A 16,892-nucleotide genomic window follows, 5' to 3' on the forward strand; every position below is an offset into this window, starting at 1 on the left:
CGCAAGATAGATTTAAACATTAAATAACAACCACTTAAATCATGTTAGGAATCAGCAATGAAACATAACCCTGCACAAAAAGATGTTATAAAGTATCAAAAAGATTGTTTCGTCTTGACTGAAAGAGGCCAAAAAGGGAGAGCAGTATCACAAACTGAGAACGGCGTTTATCGACTGGTCGATGAAGATATTTCGCTTCCGATAGCAATTATCAAACAATCAGCCTTAACGAATAACCTGAATTGGATGCAATCATTCGCCGATCATCATCAGGTGAAATTATCACCACACGGCAAAACATCGATGACGCCTAATTTCTTTCGTCAGCAGCTAGAAAATGGCGCTTGGGGAATTACTGTTGCGACACCTGCTCAAGCAGAGGTTGCAGCAATGGCGGGTGCAAAAAGAATCATCATGGCCAACCAACTAGTAGGTAAAACCAACATTGCGATCGTTGAACAACTTATTCGTGAATTCGACGTCGATTTTTACTGCTGTGTCGATTCACCAGTGAACGTGCAACAACTGAGTCAACACTTCGCTAATACCGAGCAAACACTAAAGGTTCTGATCGAGTTTGGAGTACCAGGCGGACGCTGTGGCTGTCGCTCACCACAAGAGGTTCTAGAACTTGCACAAACCATTCAAGACACACCTGCACTTTCTCTTGCGGGCATCGAAGTGTACGAAGGTGTGATTCATGGCGACAATGCTGAGCAAGATATTCGTACCTTCTTAAAGCAAGCACTGAGCTCTGTCGAAAGCCTTGCATCAGATGGGCTGATCACGGGACAGCCAATCATCACTGGCGCGGGATCGGCTTGGTATGATGTGGTGGCAGAGTGCTTGGCGAACCTAACCAATTACTTGGCGATCATCCGCCCAGGTTGCTACGCCATTCACGATACTGGGATCTACCTAGATGCTCAAAGTAAGGTGTTACAGCGCGCACAAGTAAACCAAGGTTACGCGTGTGAACTGGGTGGGGATTTAGAATCGGCACTTGAGGTTTGGGCATATGTTATCTCTCGTCCAGAGCCAACCAAACTGGTGATTGGGCTTGGTAAACGTGATGTGGCCTTCGACGCGGGATTACCTATTGCTGAACGCGGATATCGCAATGGCGAAGCAATCTCAGTTAAAGGCCTGACGGCGACTGCCGTGATGGATCAACATACTTTTGTGGAAACAGACGGCTCTGCTGAGATCGAAGTGGGTGACATGATTGCGTTCTCAACCTCACACCCTTGTTTGACTTTCGATAAGTGGCGTTACATTGCTATCAGCGATGACGACTATCAGGTAACAAACTGGGTAGAGACCTGCTTCTAGCTCGATTTTTCAATAAGCTAGAATCAGCGAAGCATTCAGATATACTAACGGGGCTAAGGCTTAGCCCCATCAACAAAGGATCAGGATTCTTGAGTTTAGAAGTAGATATCATTTCACAGATAACAGAGCGTTTTCCCGCTCTTCGTGATGCCGAGAAAAAAGTCGCCAAGCTGATCATGGATGACATCGATTTTGCTGCCAAAGCCAGCATTACAGAACTCGCTGAAAACGCGCAAGTCAGTGAAGCTACCATTACCCGATTTGCTAAGGCGATTGGCTGTAACAACGTACGTGATATGAAGATCAAGCTTGCTCAAACCCTAACGGTTGGCCAGCGCTTTATTCTCGAACCGGTTAACCAAACTGGTTATCAAGGTATCTACGAATCAATCAAGCAGAGCCTAGACATCAACCGCACTCTATTCAAAGAACAAGATGTTGAAACTGCGGTAAACTGGCTGCACAACGCCAGACAGATCATTGCAATCGGCATGGGTGGCGGCTCAACTATAGCCTCTCAAGAACTGCAACACCGACTGTTTCGTTTAGGCTATCCAGTGGTGTCGTACAATGATGGCTTAATGTCACGCATGGTTGCCGCAACAGCCGATACCAACGATGTGATGGTGATGATTTCCGCGACAGGCTTTACGCCCGTTATCACCGAAACCGCCGCATTAGCCAAACAGTATGGACTTAAGATCATCGCAATTACGCCACAAGAGACACCATTGGCAAACATTGCGGATATCTTGTTACCTATCAAGCACATGGAAACTGATTTCATCTACAAGCCATCGGCGTCTCGCTACGCAATGCTAGCGTTAGTCGATGTACTTTCAATGGGCATGGCAGTTAATCACAAGAACCGCTCGCGCGATAAACTGCGCCGCTTGAAGGTTGCACTCGATTCTTACCGAGGCGGTGGCGACCGACAGCCTCTCGGTGACTAAACGTTTGTGAACTAGAACTTCGCCAACTAAGTCTCAATAAAAAGCCCCGCATTAATCACTCAATCGAGTCGATACTGTTGGGCTTTTTTAGTTTTGATGCTTCCTGAAATCACTCATCTGAGTCAATGGAAGTTAAAATGAACTCGACTCGTTCTTCAACAGAGCTTTTCGGCACTTCCACCAGTTGATAACCAAATAGGGTATAGGCTTCTACCATCTTTTCATAGGTGGCGACCGCCTCTTCAAAATCCTGTTTACGCTCTTGGTCATTGATAAAAATCGCCTCCCAAGGAGGAAAGGTAAACACCTTAGTGCTGTATTCAAGTTCATTGCAAAGATCTAGCAAGGAGTCTGGAATAGGCAGTGCTTCTAACAGGCTGTAGCCGTATGAATCGACAATGCATCTATCAAAGAAAACGGGCAGGTTACTCGCCTGAAACGCCTGATAATTGACTAATTCTTCGCGCACCATCTCATCACGAAAAGCCACTTTATCTAGCCAAGGTAAAGCACTCCCTTGTTGGGATACTTGGTGTTGAATCACTTTACGCCCAACCTCTGGTGCGCAGCGATAGCCCTTGCTTTTCAAAGCGTCGATGACCGAGGTTTTGCCGGATCCCGGCCCACCAGTAAATACAATTAGATTGCTCAAATAGACCTCTTCAAATAATGAAATTAACGACGATCAAGCTAACGAATAAGGGAAAGGATAGGTTTAAACTCTGGGGCTCGGCAGTCTTTCACAAGCTCGTATAAGCTCATCTCCAACCCAGTGATTTGAATGCCCGACTCTCGCATTCTGCAAATGGCTAGCTCCTTATTAAGCGCCGTTCGAGAACCAATACAGTCGCTTACTACCTCAACTTTGTAGCCAAGATCCAATAACCCTATTGCCGTTTGATACACGCAAATATGAGCCTCAATCCCACACACCAACCACGTATCCACGTTCTTGGCTTGCACAGCCTCAACAAACTGGGGCTCATCACACGCGTTGAATGTGAATTTAGTTACTGACTCAACATCGCTCAATAAGTCATTCAGTTCACTGACTGTTGATCCCAATTTATCTGGATTCTGCTCCAAGTAAATGATGGGCAGCCCCAAAACCTGCGCGCCCTTAATCAGCTTCCGACAGCTAGAAATAAGTGTCTCACTCTCATCAACAAGGCGTGCGAGCTTGCCCTGAACGTCCACAACCACCAAGCCTGTATTTTGTCTCATTAGCATGTGTATTCCTTGTTTTGGCAGCCTAACTCACTAAGCAATCTGATGGATATCTTTTCTACTATGTAACGATTTAGCTTACAAAGCCATACAGTAATACGTATAAGACTACGGAATAATGCTCACCAACGGTCGAAAGGCCGAAAACAAAAATAATTGATACTGCATGACATTAAAAAGTGAGTAAGAACAATGAACAAATTCGCGAAATCAACATTAGCACTGGGCTTAATCGGTGCGGTTTCTCTTCCAGCATTAGCAGCAGGAACTGACGGCGGTGCGTACATCGGTGGTGGCCTTGGTGTGTACCAAGATTCTGATACAGACGGTCAAGGCAACCTAGACTCAGACGGCATGGGTTACAACCTATATGGTGGCTACCAGTTCAACCGTATTGTTGGTGTTGAACTTGGCTACAACGATTACGCAGACTACAAAAAAGGTGCAGAAAAACTGTCTCCAACGTCTGTTTCTGTATCTGCAAACCTAGGTTACACGTTCGACAACACAATTCGTCCGTTCGTATTGGCTGGTTTAAGCTCTGTTGACCTAAACGCAAATAAGAGTGCTGGTTACGCTGATGATAGCGGTACAGGTTTCCACTTTGGTTTGGGTGTTGAATACACGCCAATCGAAAACCTAACACTACGCCTAATTTCACAAGCTGATGCTGTGAGCGTAGAAAACTACTACGGTCCATTCAAAACCGAAGATAAGACACTGGCATTCAGCAGTGTTAGCCTAGGTGGTTCTTACAACTTCTAATGTAGCGAGCCTACGTAGAACACCCTAACGTAAATAATTCACTTTGCTGTTCCACCTTGTCATGAAGGTCACTCAGTAAAGTGAATTTTTTGTTTCTACTGCCCCAAACGCGTCATTTCACTTTAGCCAGTTATCGCTCACGATCGTCTATTTGAGCTGTGTAGGTTGATATTAGATCTTTCTTGATAGCGAGACTAAAATAAAGGGATAAAAAGCGCTGGAGACAAGCATAGTGAATCTACCAAGTGTCAATATGTCAATAAACAAACTGCCCTATGTATTGGCGGTATATTACCTGCTAATTATCAACATACCGCTCTCTCAAGAACTATTTAGTATTGTTCAGTCTTCAAAATCTGAAAGCCTCTGGTTTGTTCTATCCATTCCAATCTTCTTCCTCGCAGCGTTCAACTTCATCTTCCAAATCTTCAACTGGCCAATATTCTCCAAGCCATTTTTTATCTTCTTGCTTATCACCTCAACACTCGTCAGCTACAGCATGTTCAACTATGGCATCTATGTAGACTACGGGATGATAGAAAACGTATTCGAAACCAATAGCGATGAAGCGACCAGTTATGTAAGCGCTCACTCTGTGTTATGGCTAGTGCTGATGGGCGGCATTCCATCTATCGCCCTTTTGTTCACGAAATTAGAAAAAGAATCCTGGAAAGACTTCCTAGTATGGAAAGCCATTGGGCTACTTTCATCTTTGATCGTGATTGCCATCATCGCAGGGCTGTTCTACAAAGATTATGTCTCAATTGGTCGTAATAACTCTCACATTAAGAAGATGATTATCCCGACCGAGTACGTGGCATCGACGGTAAAATACATCAATAATACCTACATCAAACAACCGGTTCCTTATCAAGAATTAGGGTTAGACGCCCAACAAAAGCCGCAAGCAAAAGCCGCAACCAAACCGACCTTACTGGTGTTTGTGCTTGGCGAAACTGCACGCGTGTATAACTACCAATATCATGGCTACGAGCGAGAAACCAACGCTCATACCAAACCTTACAACCCAATATTTTTCTCTGACGTACAGTCATGTGGAACCGCTACCGCCGTCTCTGTACCCTGCATGTTCTCTAACATGAACCGAAGTAACTACGACCGCGACAAAGCTTACAACCAAGATAATGTTGTCGACATCATGAACCGAGCCGGTATTCACTCAGTTTGGAGAGAACACGATGGTGGAGATAAGGCAGTAGCGCACCGAATCAAAGAGATGACTCTCGTAGCCAAAGATAGCGACCCTTTGTGCAACAAAGACGCATGCTATGACACAGCGATGCTAGAGGATTTCGAGAAAGATACCCAAGATCTTAAGCAAGATAGCATCATTTTCTACCATATTTCGGGTTCTCATGGCCCAACCTACTTTGAACGTTACCCAGAAGAACATAAGAAATTCACGCCAGACTGTGCCCGTGCAGATATTGAAAACTGTACCAAAGAGGAAGTCGTCAATACCTACGACAACACCATCTTATACACGGATTTCTTTATCTCACAGGCGATCCAGAAACTTGAAACGCTGACAGAAAAATACAATGTCGCGCTGATGTACGTATCCGATCACGGAGAATCTCTGGGGGAGAACGGCGTGTACCTTCATGGGATGCCTTATTCATTAGCACCGAAAGAACAAACCCATGTCCCGATGATTGTATGGATGTCTGATGGCTTTGCCGAGCAAAAAGGGATAAGCCAGGCTTGCTTAAGAAAGGCAGGAAAAGAGCAGAGTTTTTCACACGATAACTTGTTTGACTCCCTACTTGGCTTAATGGACGTGCAAACCACTGAGTATAGGAAGAACCAAGATATCTTCGCTCCGTGCCGCTAGTTTTAACAGAGGCTTGTGTACTTTTAATTCCCAAAAGTGATTCTCGTATTCACTAACCATCACAACGAAACCAGCGGTGGTAAGGGGTTTAAGTCAACCAAAGGCGCGTTTTGCCAGTGACTTTCGCTGGCAAACAGCCACATTGGCGCAACCGAGTTTTGTTTAAGTGAAGTGACGTCCACTAACACTAGCAAGGCGTAAAAACGATGAACATAATCGACGGTCTCTTTAGGTAATCGTAAATCGGAAAACTGCCGACTGCCCGCCTTTTTGACGGCCCGTTGCACTCGTCCCTCTCCTGCGTTATATGCCGCAAGCGTGAGGTTAATATCTCCATCAAACTTGCGATACAAAAAATCGAGATACTGCATCGCCGCATGAGTGCTGGGTTCAATCTCAAACCTTTGATCTTGCCTGTCATTAACCGTCAAACCAAACCTTTCAGCCGTGGCTGGCATCAGCTGCCATAAACCTGCCGCTTTAGCGGGAGATACCGCATGAGCGTTGTACGACGACTCAAGCATAGGTACCAACACTAAGCTGTCGGGGAGTGACCGCTCAGCAAGCTGTCTAAAGATCTCGTTAGCCAATGGATCGAACTCTTCTAGCTTTTTCAATATTTGGCTTTGATATGGCTTAAGCGTATTGATGTGGGGCTGGATAGCATTATGGGGCGGACGATTTTGCGCATAACTGGAAGTAATTTGAAGACACACTAGAAACACCACCAGCCTACATAACCAGTGTACGAAAAGTTGAGCGCTCAATCCTTTAGCCAAAACATCACTCCATCATCGTATTGTTTTTTATGCGTGTTCACTGTTCTTTGGCCGTGTTAGCTGTTCTTTATCCGTGTTAACAGCGACTTTCAACCTTAGAAGCACACCTATACTCTGTTCACTCAAACACTCACCAAAAAAAGGTTAATACCACGATGGTACAACCCAAAAATACCGCGAAACAGATGGGAATCACTAAGTGCTTATCTTTCTCTAGAGAGATAAAACCTTGTGGCTGTTGAACAATAAACATCACCAACAAAATATTGTAGATAGCAATCAATAAACCTACGACAAAAACATCGAAATACAGCAAACTTGTCGCTAAATAGACGTAATATCCAATTAAGATGTAATCAATCAGTACTAGCCAAGCTAGGCACTTTCGTGTGTTAAACATGACGTTGAGTGATTCAGTCATAGCGGCTTAGCACTTCAAAAGAGGTGACTGGTTGGTTCAACTCCGCTTGTCTAACGGCCCTTCTCTTACTGTCGGGCAAAACCTTATCTAACTCATGCTGAGCAAGTGGCGAAGAGCCATTACCATTAGCGCTGCCAATCGCAAAAGACTTGTAGACCTTGTTTAATTGCGCCAACGTATTCGCTGTTAAAATATAGAGTTCGATGCGACGATTAATGCCAGACTTAGTGTTCTCATAATCGACGGGAGCGGTATCACTCATCCCAGTCACTTGGAAAATATGCCGCTCTTGAAGCCCTCCTTTATTCAAATAGTAACGTGCGCTGTTTGCTCTATTGCTTGATAGCTCCCAATTCGTCATACGGCTTCCCTTATAACGACTGGCGTCCGTATGACCAGTAATGATCATCTTATTTTCAATATTCTCCAGTAGGCCAGCAAGGTTGAGTAACAGATCCTGATAAAAAGGCGTTACTTTCGCGCCACCTCGGAAAAACATCGGCCCTTTGTCTGAATCTGCAATAACCAATTTAGCGCCCTTTGGTGTAACAAAAACACTGACACTGCCAAGTGCATCAATACCTGAAAGCTCTTGGGTTATGCGCTGTGCCAGCAGTTCAAGCTCCTGCTGACTATTGAATTCCCCTTGCAATACTGAGGTGTCGTTAATTCGATGAAGATCGGCATCATAGTGGGAGGTCGCGACATGAGGCAGTGGTAGCGGGTTAATTGAATTACCCCCACTCTCACTGGTGCCTAAATGCATGATTGGGTCGTTGCCGTAAGCAAAGTAATTGAGGAGTTTTTTCTGGTCGTCAACATCCACGACCTGCAAAATCCATAACACCAAGAAGAGACACATCAACGAAATCATCAGGTCCGCCATTGCGACCTTCCAGCCACCATGCTGCAGTTCATTGCGCTTACGGCGACCTTTTTTCTGAATAATGATTTGAGGTTGCTGCATCATCGTCTCCTTAACTTGATGACGGCTGCTGTCTTAATACTTCAACCGCTTTCTCAAGTTCAACAAATGATGGCTTGTAGCGCGTCTCGATATTTTTTCGACCGGCATTGGCACACATGTGAGCCGACTGACCTTGCGCATAAGCGGACAATATCGATTTAACACATAACAAAGGCGCTAGCTGATTCTCAGATACATCTTTAATACTGCTCGACATCGGGCCTAACACACAGTAACAACCAAAAACGCCAGTGAATGTACCCACCAATGCGCCAGCAATGTTCTTACCAATTTCGCTTATCTCACCATCTAACCCCTGCATCGTGAGGATTATCCCCATCACCGCCGCTAATATCCCTAGCCCTGGCATCGCCTCAGCAGTGGCATGCAGCTTCTCTGACGGCTTAGTATATTCGTCTTCTAGATGTTCGATTTCTTCTTCAAGAAAGGCCTCGAGTAAATGCTGAGATTGCTTGCCCGTAATCACCTGACGAAATGAATCGATAATAAACTGTGTGGTTAACGCGTCTTTGGTAATTCGAGGATACTTCGCGAAAATCTTGCTCGATTCCGGGTTCTCGACATGAATATCCAACGCTTTAATGTTCTTCACTCTCGCGGTGTTGATCAGCTCAAACATCAATGACAATAACTGCTGATAATAGTCCTTATTGTAAGGAGTAGAGCGAAACGCAATACCAACCTGTTGCACCATCAATTTAAGGGTTGAAGAGGTCGTAGACATCAGCAAGCTAGCGAAGGCTGCACCAAAAATAATGATGATCTCTGACAGCTTAAAGATGAACTCAAACTTACCACCAAGGAAAATGAAGCCACCAAAAATCACACTCAATACAACGACAATGCCGATTAACTTTTGCATACATCACTCTCCTTAATTCTGCTTTTGAGAATGTCCAAGCCTCGATGCTTGAGTCGGTGTACCTTAATCTCATTGATATCAAGGACCAACGCTGTCTCTTTGGTGCTCAAGCTCTTCACGTAAACCAGATACAAAATCCGCTGTTCCATTGCAGGGAGCGAGTTCAACACCTGTTTCACCTCGTTAAACAGCACTTCTTTATCGGTTTCGGGCACAGCGGTTACCACCGACTCCAACTCGATATCATCAAACACATCCACGAGAGTCATGGCTTGCTGGTAATCCCCCGCTTCAACTCCTAAGTGTCGGCAGACTTCATTGCTGGTTGGCTCCCTCCCGAGTTGCTGGAGTAACTGTCGCTCGGCATGTTTGATGCGGTTAACCAGTTGGCGTTTATCACGCTCCATGTAGTCACGTCGACGCAATTCATCGATCAACTCACCACGAATGCGCACCGCAACGGCACGGCGAAAGTCATCATTTGCCACATGATCAAACTTTCTCAATTCAATCACTAAGGTCATCATGGCAGTCTGTTTAAGATCTTCAAACGTGCCCTCATCCACCGCATAGCGATATTGATACAGCAACCCATTAATCAACTTAATGTTTTGCTGTAATACCAGCTTCTCAAGCTCTTGTAGCGTTGCTTGGTCATCGGTTTGAGTGTGTTGATATTTAGGCTGCATTAACATGGTGACGACCTATTGAAATACCGCTTTCGTCACAAGCACATCACCCACTTGTAAGCTGGGCAACTCGTCCAAATCGTCTTTTAAATCATCTTGAATCACATAAATAAACTGCTTGTTATAGAAGTAAGACGCCTCCTTCACACTGAATTTTTTGATGATTCGATTTTTGATTCGGCTCAGTTGCTCGTGCACGTAACCACTGTTCCTCTCTGGCGTAAACATAGAGACATCCAGTAGCAACAGGCTTTGTCGGTTACCTAAATTAATCGGCACCAGCACATTTTCTAGCTGAACCTCGATCTGTTGTGTTGGAACCGGCTCTGGCTCACTAGGGGTTAACCATGAACTCAAGACAGCCATATTCAGTTGATTGGTTTGATAAAACCAAAAACCGGTTACACATAGAGCAAGGGTTAAAGCAAAGGTGATAAAGACTTTAATCATGTTCAGACCCTCGCTATGTATGCTTGGTATTCCAAAACATACTCTGGTTGCTCTTGCGCGTGATCATCACTGGAGGACAGACGTTCTTGCCCTAAGAGCTGATTTTGTTGCTTCGACTCAGGCTGGCGATGAGTCGGCTGGTCGAGAAAGATATTTACCTCAGACAACTCGGAGTTTTGCGAAGTCAATTCGTGTCGCAAACGCTCCGATGTCGCCAAGATCGCTTCTCTAGTTAGCGCTGATGACGCACTCATTTGGATGTTAACTTTGTCACCGTCCATGCGGATGTACATCTCGACCTTGCCTAACTCAGGTGGATCAAAACGAATTCGAGCTGCCTGATTTAACGTATCGAACTGAAGCTGGATCTTGTCTCTCAAGACTTGATGTATCTGTCTTTGGCTCTCTAAACTAAGCTCTTTGGTCGCCTCTACCATCGGGGCCATCGCCCTAACATGGCTACTATCACTGGTAGTATTAACCGCTTCAACTAGGGGCAGCCCCGTTAACAGCGGTGTGTTGGAAACAGCTCCTAATTTGAGGCTTGCAGGAGTGGCGTTGAACATTGAGCTGGCTATCTGATGATTAGACGACAAAGCAAGCTCAGAGGGGGTATACCTATTGGGCGTGTGACCAACAAATGAAGGCGTGCTCGCTTGCCAATCAGTCCCTGAATATTCCACGCCTTTAGAAGAAAATAAAGCGCTGCTCGTTGAACCGAATTCAAAACCCGCTCCCCGTCTTTGATTCATCAATTCCAACTGTTGGGTAACAAAACGAGCAATCGCACTTAACTGCGGTGGTTGAATCTGTGACTGCAACACTAGCTCTTGTGGCGAATTGAACGACTGCACCGCCGCTCTATCACTTAGGTTCAACCCTTGCGCTGATGATTCCAGTTGAGCTAAAGGTAAGTAAGAGTGAGTAGTATCAAGCTCAGGATTCAATAATTCAGAATTAGATAGTTGTGAGTAAGAGAGTACCGAATGAGCAAAACCAGCCATGCCTTCAGGAGAATTGGAGGTGGTGAGATAAGCAGGATCTGGAGAGCTTGCAGCCATAGACGAACTCACCTGGTCGAGTACCGAAAATAGCGACTGAAAAGACTGTGCAAGCGGCGTCATACGTATCTCGCCCAGTTCTGAAGCCAATCGTTCAGAAGCTAAAGGGGCAGAAGCTAAGTGGTCAAAGGCTAGAGGCGCCGATAACGTACTCGCGGTGTTACTTTTCACCGAAGAACTTGCCGTCGACAGTAAATCCAAACTGCCCCGAAAAGACGACGTTTGTGCTTGCAATTCCATAATTACTCTCCCGCTCTGACCTGTGTCTGAGCATAGGCTTTGTCACGTTCACGTAGACTAATATTGTTACTAAGCTGCTGTTTTAATATGGCTTGTTCATGGTTCACCAAGATTCGGCATTGTTCATGAATCGCCTTCAGTCGCCTAACGATAACAACATAGTCAGGGTGCGACTGTTCAACGGCTATAAGCACCTTTTTCACTAACAGATTAAGTTTCGCGATCTCAGCAAATTGTTTACGATTTGCCGCATCCTCTAACTTACTGACAAGACGTTCTAGCTGTTTAGGACTGGGCTTCATCAAGCCACTCCATGGCACCTTCCCAGCCCTCTTTCAGATCGGTCACGACGCCAATCAACTTAACAATCAGCTCAGTATTCATCTCTTTTGACGCCTCAAATACAGTCGCTATGGCGTGCTCATATAAGGCGTGTATATTTTGGATAAGTTCTTCCCCGGTCGATAAATCCAAAGACGCATCGAGCCCGACTAAGATATCAATCGATTTTTGTGTCGCTTTGGATTTGAGCTCCAAGTCTTTGGTTTCAATTGAAAACTTGACACTTTCCAACTCTTGAATCAGTCGCTCATGCAACATACAGATCAATTCAAAACTCGACGACACTGAAGCATTTGCCGTCACTTGAACATTGGCATAATTGGCTTGCTGCTGTTTCCCTAAAAGCATGTGTTGCTCCTTAAATCGTGAAAAGTCCAGATACCGAATCCAATTGGCTACTGAGCGAGTTCAATTGAGTAAACTGCGACAAGTAGCGGTTGTAGTAAGTCTCATAGCGAGTGTCGAGCGCCGCTAAGGCGTCATTAATGCGGCTCTTTTCGTTATCGAGCGTATCGATTCGTCGATTAAGGGAGCCGTTAGAGAAGTCGATATAGGTTTCGAGTTTGCTTTCAAAAGCTTCAAAGACTCCACCGCTTCCAGTGAATAGGGTTTCAAAATCGACCGTCGCTGCCGCACTTTCAAATTTGCTGGAGTCCAGGCTGAGCTTGCCATCGCGGTCGATTTCGAGCCCTAACTCAAACAAGCGAGTACCGTTGTAGTCATCACGTATAACGCTAGCCAGTTGATTTTTGATGCTGCGCACTGCGCTATCTGAAGCCAAGACGCCCCTTGTCTCATCTTCATTACCAGAAGCGGTTAGGTTAGTGATCTCGGTAACGGCGCTGTTATAGGCATCGACAAATTCTTGTAAGGAAGCGACCGTGGCGGAAAGATCATCGCCAATTTCAATATTTGTTGCTACATCTCCACTGTTGTTCGATTTAGTCACCGTAAGATCAACGCCATCAATGAGCGATTCAAAGGTATTGCTTGAGTTAGTAAGTTGAGTGCCAAACTCGCCACCGAGTGCGATCACCGCATCCTGAGCTGTCTGCATGGGGGCAGCGCTTGCAGATGCCACCACCGTATCCCAACCGCTGGCGGCATCTGCAGACAAAGTAAAAGCAGCGTCGGCGCCTTCATTTTCAGAACCAAACAGCACTTTCATCGACCCTTGCGACTTAACGAGAGTGGCTTGAATAGAACCGTCAAATTGATCATTGAAGTAACTTACAAACTCGCTGTACGTAACATCACCACTTACATCAGTGTCTGCATCCATAATATTGATGTCTGTAGTGACGCCGTCTTGAGTGACAGAAAATACGCCTCCCGACGCCATAGCATCATTTGAATCGACCGAGTTGGCATCAAAAACGACTTGATGATTGGAAGCCACCTGTTGCACAAAAACATCTAAGTTGATGTCATTCACACCAGAGTCGACGGAGAGAGAGAAATAGTCATCACTCGATGTCGAGGTTGACGTTTGAGTGAGACTTGAGCCCGATTGAGTAAACTCGTAAATTTTATCTTCAAGCGACTGAAGGGCCGTTTTAACTTTACCAATCGCAGAGGTCTTTGAGGTAATCGTTGACAACTTTTGGGTATAGCGCATCTCAAAAGGCTGCACATCTAGACTGGCAAAATTGCTAGCTAACTGAACCGCGTCAACGTTCATAACCCTTCCCCTTAATTCTATAGGAGGTACAGCTCTACCCTCCTAGTGGTCGGCTATCTATAGCCGTTACTGCGTAAATAATTACTGCTCAAACTAGCCCAATAAGCTCATCGCCAACTGCGGCACCATCTTCGATGCACTCAGCATAGAAGCACCCGATTGCATGAGCATTTGCTGCTTGCTCATCATTCCAGACTCAGAGGCAAAATCGGTATCCATAATTCGACCTTTAGAAGACTCTAAGTTTTCCGTCATATTGCCAAGGTTGGTAATAGTGTGTTCAAGACGGTTAATATTCGCACCGAACTCAGCTCGCGCAGTACCCAGTAGTTCAATAAGACCACCCGCACCAGATAGAGCATCAATATTAGATGCAGCAGTTAAAGCACCACCACCGGCTGCTAGTGCGTGACCTGTCACCGCACCGACTTCAGTTGATGCATCAACCGATAAGGTTTCCGTTGATGAGGTACCTATCTGAAACACAACCGCACCGGCACCAAAGCTACCTGTAGTGAGCAAATTGGTACCACCAAAATTCGTATTCGACGCTATGTTAGCTAACTCATCACTGAGCGCATTAAACTCAACATCAATCGCAGTTTGGTCTGCTGTAGAGTTAGTCCCATTTGCATACTGAACGGCTAGGTCGTTCATTCGATATGCAATGTTGGTCATCTCATCAAAGGCCCCCTCTGCTGTTTGCATCATAGAAATCGCATCCTGAGAATTACGCATTGCGACATTCATCCCACGTGATTGAGCTTCCAAGCGGTTAGCAATTTGTAGGCCTGCCGCATCATCGGCAGCTGAGTTAATTCGAAAGCCGGTAGACAGTTTTTCCATTGATTTAGTTAACGCACTGTTGGTCGACTGCAATGTATTTTGAGTCACTAAGCTTGCGTAATTTGTATGTACTGATATAGCCATCTGATGTTCCCCATCTGTGTTTGCTGTTCACTAACTGTTAACGACAGAGGAAAAATTCCATTTCATATTTTTCGGAAAAAAGATCACTAAATTTAAAAATAGCAAGACTCAAAAATGAGAAGTGCGTAAAAATATCCTAGTATATTAATCAACAATATTCATAATAATGGTTGTTATGAGACACGTATTTAATACAGTGGCTGCAAGGCTAACAATTCCAATTGTGTTACTCATGATCTTGGCGATGGTGATTCTGCCGCTGCCACCTATTCTATTGGATGCGTTTTTTACCTTTAATATCATGCTTGCCATTGTTGTCTTACTGGTCAGCAGCACCGTTTCGCGAGTGCTTGATTTCTCTATATTTCCATCACTATTACTTGTCGCAACCTTGCTTCGATTAACTCTTAACGTCGCCTCTACCCGTATTGTTCTGCTCGAAGGTCACAATGGCGGAGACGCAGCTGGTAAGGTCATTCAATCTTTCGGTGAAGTAGTTATCGGCGGGAGCTACGTTGTCGGTATCGTGGTGTTCGTGATCTTGATGATCATTAACTTTGTGGTCATCACCAAAGGTGGCGAACGGATCTCCGAAGTATCTGCACGCTTTACTCTGGACGCCCTACCAGGGAAACAGATGGCCATTGATGCTGACTTGAACGCAGGCGCAATCGATCAGAAAGAAGCCAAAACTCGACGTTTAGAAGTAGGAGAAGAAGCGGAGTTCTACGGCGCCATGGACGGTGCCAGTAAGTTTGTTCGTGGTGATGCGATTGCCGGGCTATTGATTCTATTCATCAACTTAATCGGTGGGGTTCTAATAGGCATTTTTGAGCACAACCTCAGCGCAGAGGCGGCTTTTCAAACCTATGCCCTACTGACAATTGGTGATGGTCTGGTTGCTCAAATTCCATCGCTGTTACTGGCCACCTCTGCCGCTATCATAGTAACGAGAATCAGTGACAACGATAACGACATGGCACAAACGGTGAAAAGGCAGTTACTTGCGTCACCGAACAACTTATACATGGCAGCAGGGGTTATGTTTGTTATTGGTAGCGTTCCAAACATGCCACACTTAGCCTTTTATACCTTTGCCGTCTTGCTAGCGTTCGTCGGCTGGAGACAATCGAAATTTCAGCATGGGACACCCGAGACCAGCCCCGATTTAGATACGCTTCCTCAGCCCCACCAAGAAAACACCATCGATTGGAGCATTATTCCCAACGTCGATGTGATCGCTTTGTCATTAGGCTTCAAATTGGTTCCTTTGGCGAGCTCACAAAAGGGCGGCAATTTGATTAAAAGTATCCGTGGTAGCCGAAAAACACTCAGTGAACAAATAGGCTTTGTGATGCCAGAGGTGGTGATCACCGACAACCTTTCACTCAAGCCTTCTGAATACGCCATTAGCATTGACGGTGATGAGATTGAGCGTGGTGAGGTGTACGCCGATAAAGCAATGGCTGTAGGCAACCATATTGACCACCCCGATCTGGATGGCATTGTTGGCATCGATCCTGCCTATCAGCTTCCAGCCATATGGATTAAAAAAGGCGACAAAACCAAAGCGATCAACCATGGGTTTCAGGTCATTGAAGTACATGATGTTATCGCGACCCACGTCAGCAAAGTATGCAGTGAACACCTAGATAACATCTTCAATTACGATGATGTGAAAGCCCTCAACCAACGACTTGCTATGCAGCACCCTGAACTTGCAGAGAACCTAGCAAGCGTCATTAGCCCGAACCTACAAATGCAGGTCATCCGTCAGTTACTGGCTCAACAAGTCCCTATCATTAACGTAAGGACCATAGCTAATACCATTATTGAAAGCGTCGACACCATAAAAGACCCAATCTTGCTGTCTTCTAATATTCGGGTCGCGTTAAAACGAACCATCGTCAATTTGATCTCGCCAAACAGCAAGACCATCCATGCTTTCATTATTGGACCAACCTTAGAGGGTGAATTGAAAGGTGCTATCTCTTTGAGTCAGCAAAGCGATCCCAATATTCCTCTCGACTCGATTCCTGTTGCACCGACCATCTTGCAAAAATTCCAAAACCGCATGCCGACTATAGTACAAACCATGCAGAGCCAAAATCTGCCGCCAGTCATAGTTGTGCCGCCGACGACACGCCCGATGATCGCCAAGTTAGCTAAAGCCTTTGCCAAAGAACTGATTGTGCTGAGTTACAACGAGATCCCAAATGAGTATGGGTTGAACGTATTGGGGGATGTGGAATAAGTCATAAGGGGCAAGAAAGAAGCCCATCCAAGCTCAAGAAAGCCTATTGATGGACTTCTTTAT

Annotated in this window: 18 protein-coding genes; 5 read left to right on the plus strand and 13 right to left on the minus strand. The window is 45.4% G+C overall.

All coding sequences use genetic code 11. From position 1 onward, the window contains the following. The first annotated feature begins 57 nt into the window (after window positions 1–57). Both L1D55_RS00720 and L1D55_RS00725 read left to right on the plus strand, forming a co-directional pair. Window positions 58–1,332, plus strand: a complete 1,275-nt coding sequence (locus L1D55_RS00720) for an amino acid deaminase (RefSeq protein WP_239916022.1) — start codon at window positions 58–60, stop codon at window positions 1,330–1,332. A gap of 89 nt (window positions 1,333–1,421) precedes the next feature. After that, window positions 1,422–2,285, plus strand: a complete 864-nt coding sequence (locus L1D55_RS00725; protein ID WP_239916024.1) for a MurR/RpiR family transcriptional regulator — start codon at window positions 1,422–1,424, stop codon at window positions 2,283–2,285. Window positions 2,286–2,394: 109 nt separating this feature from the next. Here the strand turns inward: L1D55_RS00725 and L1D55_RS00730 are convergent, their stop codons facing one another. Beyond that, entirely contained in the window at window positions 2,395–2,937 is a 543-nt protein-coding gene (locus L1D55_RS00730; RefSeq protein WP_239916026.1) for an AAA family ATPase, read from the minus strand. 38 nt (window positions 2,938–2,975) lie between these two features. Next, complete coding sequence (locus tag L1D55_RS00735; RefSeq protein WP_239916027.1) at window positions 2,976–3,515, minus strand: hydrolase; 540 nt, start codon at window positions 3,513–3,515, stop codon at window positions 2,976–2,978. A gap of 189 nt (window positions 3,516–3,704) precedes the next feature. Between L1D55_RS00735 and L1D55_RS00740 the strand changes: the two genes are divergently transcribed. Continuing rightward, window positions 3,705–4,277, plus strand: coding sequence for a porin family protein (locus tag L1D55_RS00740; protein ID WP_239916029.1), 573 nt, complete (start codon window positions 3,705–3,707; stop codon window positions 4,275–4,277). Between the two features lie 232 nt (window positions 4,278–4,509). Continuing rightward, a complete protein-coding gene (locus L1D55_RS00745) occupies window positions 4,510–6,132 on the plus strand; it encodes a phosphoethanolamine--lipid A transferase (protein WP_239916031.1) in 1,623 nt (540 codons plus the stop codon). A gap of 59 nt (window positions 6,133–6,191) precedes the next feature. Here the strand turns inward: L1D55_RS00745 and L1D55_RS00750 are convergent, their stop codons facing one another. The 11 genes from L1D55_RS00750 to lafA form a co-directional block, all read right to left on the minus strand. Continuing rightward, window positions 6,192–6,794 (minus strand): lytic transglycosylase domain-containing protein, encoded by a 603-nt coding sequence (locus tag L1D55_RS00750; protein ID WP_239916220.1) that lies wholly within the window; start codon window positions 6,792–6,794, stop codon window positions 6,192–6,194. 247 nt (window positions 6,795–7,041) lie between these two features. Further along, window positions 7,042–7,332, minus strand: a complete 291-nt coding sequence (locus L1D55_RS00755) for a hypothetical protein (RefSeq protein ID WP_008216133.1) — start codon at window positions 7,330–7,332, stop codon at window positions 7,042–7,044. Next, window positions 7,325–8,299, minus strand: a complete 975-nt coding sequence (locus tag L1D55_RS00760) for an OmpA family protein (RefSeq protein ID WP_239916033.1) — start codon at window positions 8,297–8,299, stop codon at window positions 7,325–7,327. Before L1D55_RS00760 ends, L1D55_RS00755 begins: the two co-directional genes overlap by 8 nt. A 10-nt stretch (window positions 8,300–8,309) precedes the next feature. Beyond that, window positions 8,310–9,182, minus strand: a complete 873-nt coding sequence (motA, locus tag L1D55_RS00765; RefSeq protein WP_008216137.1) for a flagellar motor stator protein MotA — start codon at window positions 9,180–9,182, stop codon at window positions 8,310–8,312. After that, the gene (locus L1D55_RS00770) at window positions 9,170–9,877 is read right to left on the minus strand and encodes a sigma-70 family RNA polymerase sigma factor (protein WP_239916035.1); all 708 of its coding nucleotides are present in this window, start codon (window positions 9,875–9,877) and stop codon (window positions 9,170–9,172) included. Before L1D55_RS00770 ends, motA begins: the two co-directional genes overlap by 13 nt. Window positions 9,878–9,886: 9 nt before the next feature. Next, window positions 9,887–10,321, minus strand: coding sequence for a flagellar biosynthesis sigma factor (locus tag L1D55_RS00775; protein ID WP_239916036.1), 435 nt, complete (start codon window positions 10,319–10,321; stop codon window positions 9,887–9,889). 2 nt (window positions 10,322–10,323) lie between these two features. Then, entirely contained in the window at window positions 10,324–11,622 is a 1,299-nt protein-coding gene (locus tag L1D55_RS00780) for a flagellar hook-length control protein FliK (protein ID WP_239916037.1), read from the minus strand. A 2-nt stretch (window positions 11,623–11,624) separates the two neighbouring features. Next, window positions 11,625–11,924, minus strand: a complete 300-nt coding sequence (locus tag L1D55_RS00785; protein WP_239916038.1) for a hypothetical protein — start codon at window positions 11,922–11,924, stop codon at window positions 11,625–11,627. Continuing rightward, window positions 11,908–12,312 carry a flagellar export chaperone FliS gene (fliS, locus tag L1D55_RS00790; protein WP_128162977.1) on the minus strand — a complete coding sequence of 135 codons (405 nt, stop codon included), beginning with the start codon at window positions 12,310–12,312 and terminating at the stop codon, window positions 11,908–11,910. Before fliS ends, L1D55_RS00785 begins: the two co-directional genes overlap by 17 nt. A 10-nt stretch (window positions 12,313–12,322) precedes the next feature. After that, the gene (fliD, locus tag L1D55_RS00795) at window positions 12,323–13,645 is read right to left on the minus strand and encodes a flagellar filament capping protein FliD (protein ID WP_239916039.1); all 1,323 of its coding nucleotides are present in this window, start codon (window positions 13,643–13,645) and stop codon (window positions 12,323–12,325) included. 93 nt (window positions 13,646–13,738) lie between these two features. Next, complete coding sequence (gene lafA / locus L1D55_RS00800) at window positions 13,739–14,575, minus strand: lateral flagellin LafA (protein WP_239916040.1); 837 nt, start codon at window positions 14,573–14,575, stop codon at window positions 13,739–13,741. A 166-nt stretch (window positions 14,576–14,741) separates the two neighbouring features. Between lafA and L1D55_RS00805 the strand changes: the two genes are divergently transcribed. Beyond that, a complete protein-coding gene (locus tag L1D55_RS00805; protein ID WP_239916041.1) occupies window positions 14,742–16,829 on the plus strand; it encodes a flagellar biosynthesis protein FlhA in 2,088 nt (695 codons plus the stop codon). Window positions 16,830–16,892: the final 63 nt, after the last annotated feature.

Source organism: Vibrio sp. Isolate22 (genome assembly GCF_022398115.1).
Taxonomy (GTDB): Bacteria; Pseudomonadota; Gammaproteobacteria; order Enterobacterales; family Vibrionaceae; genus Vibrio.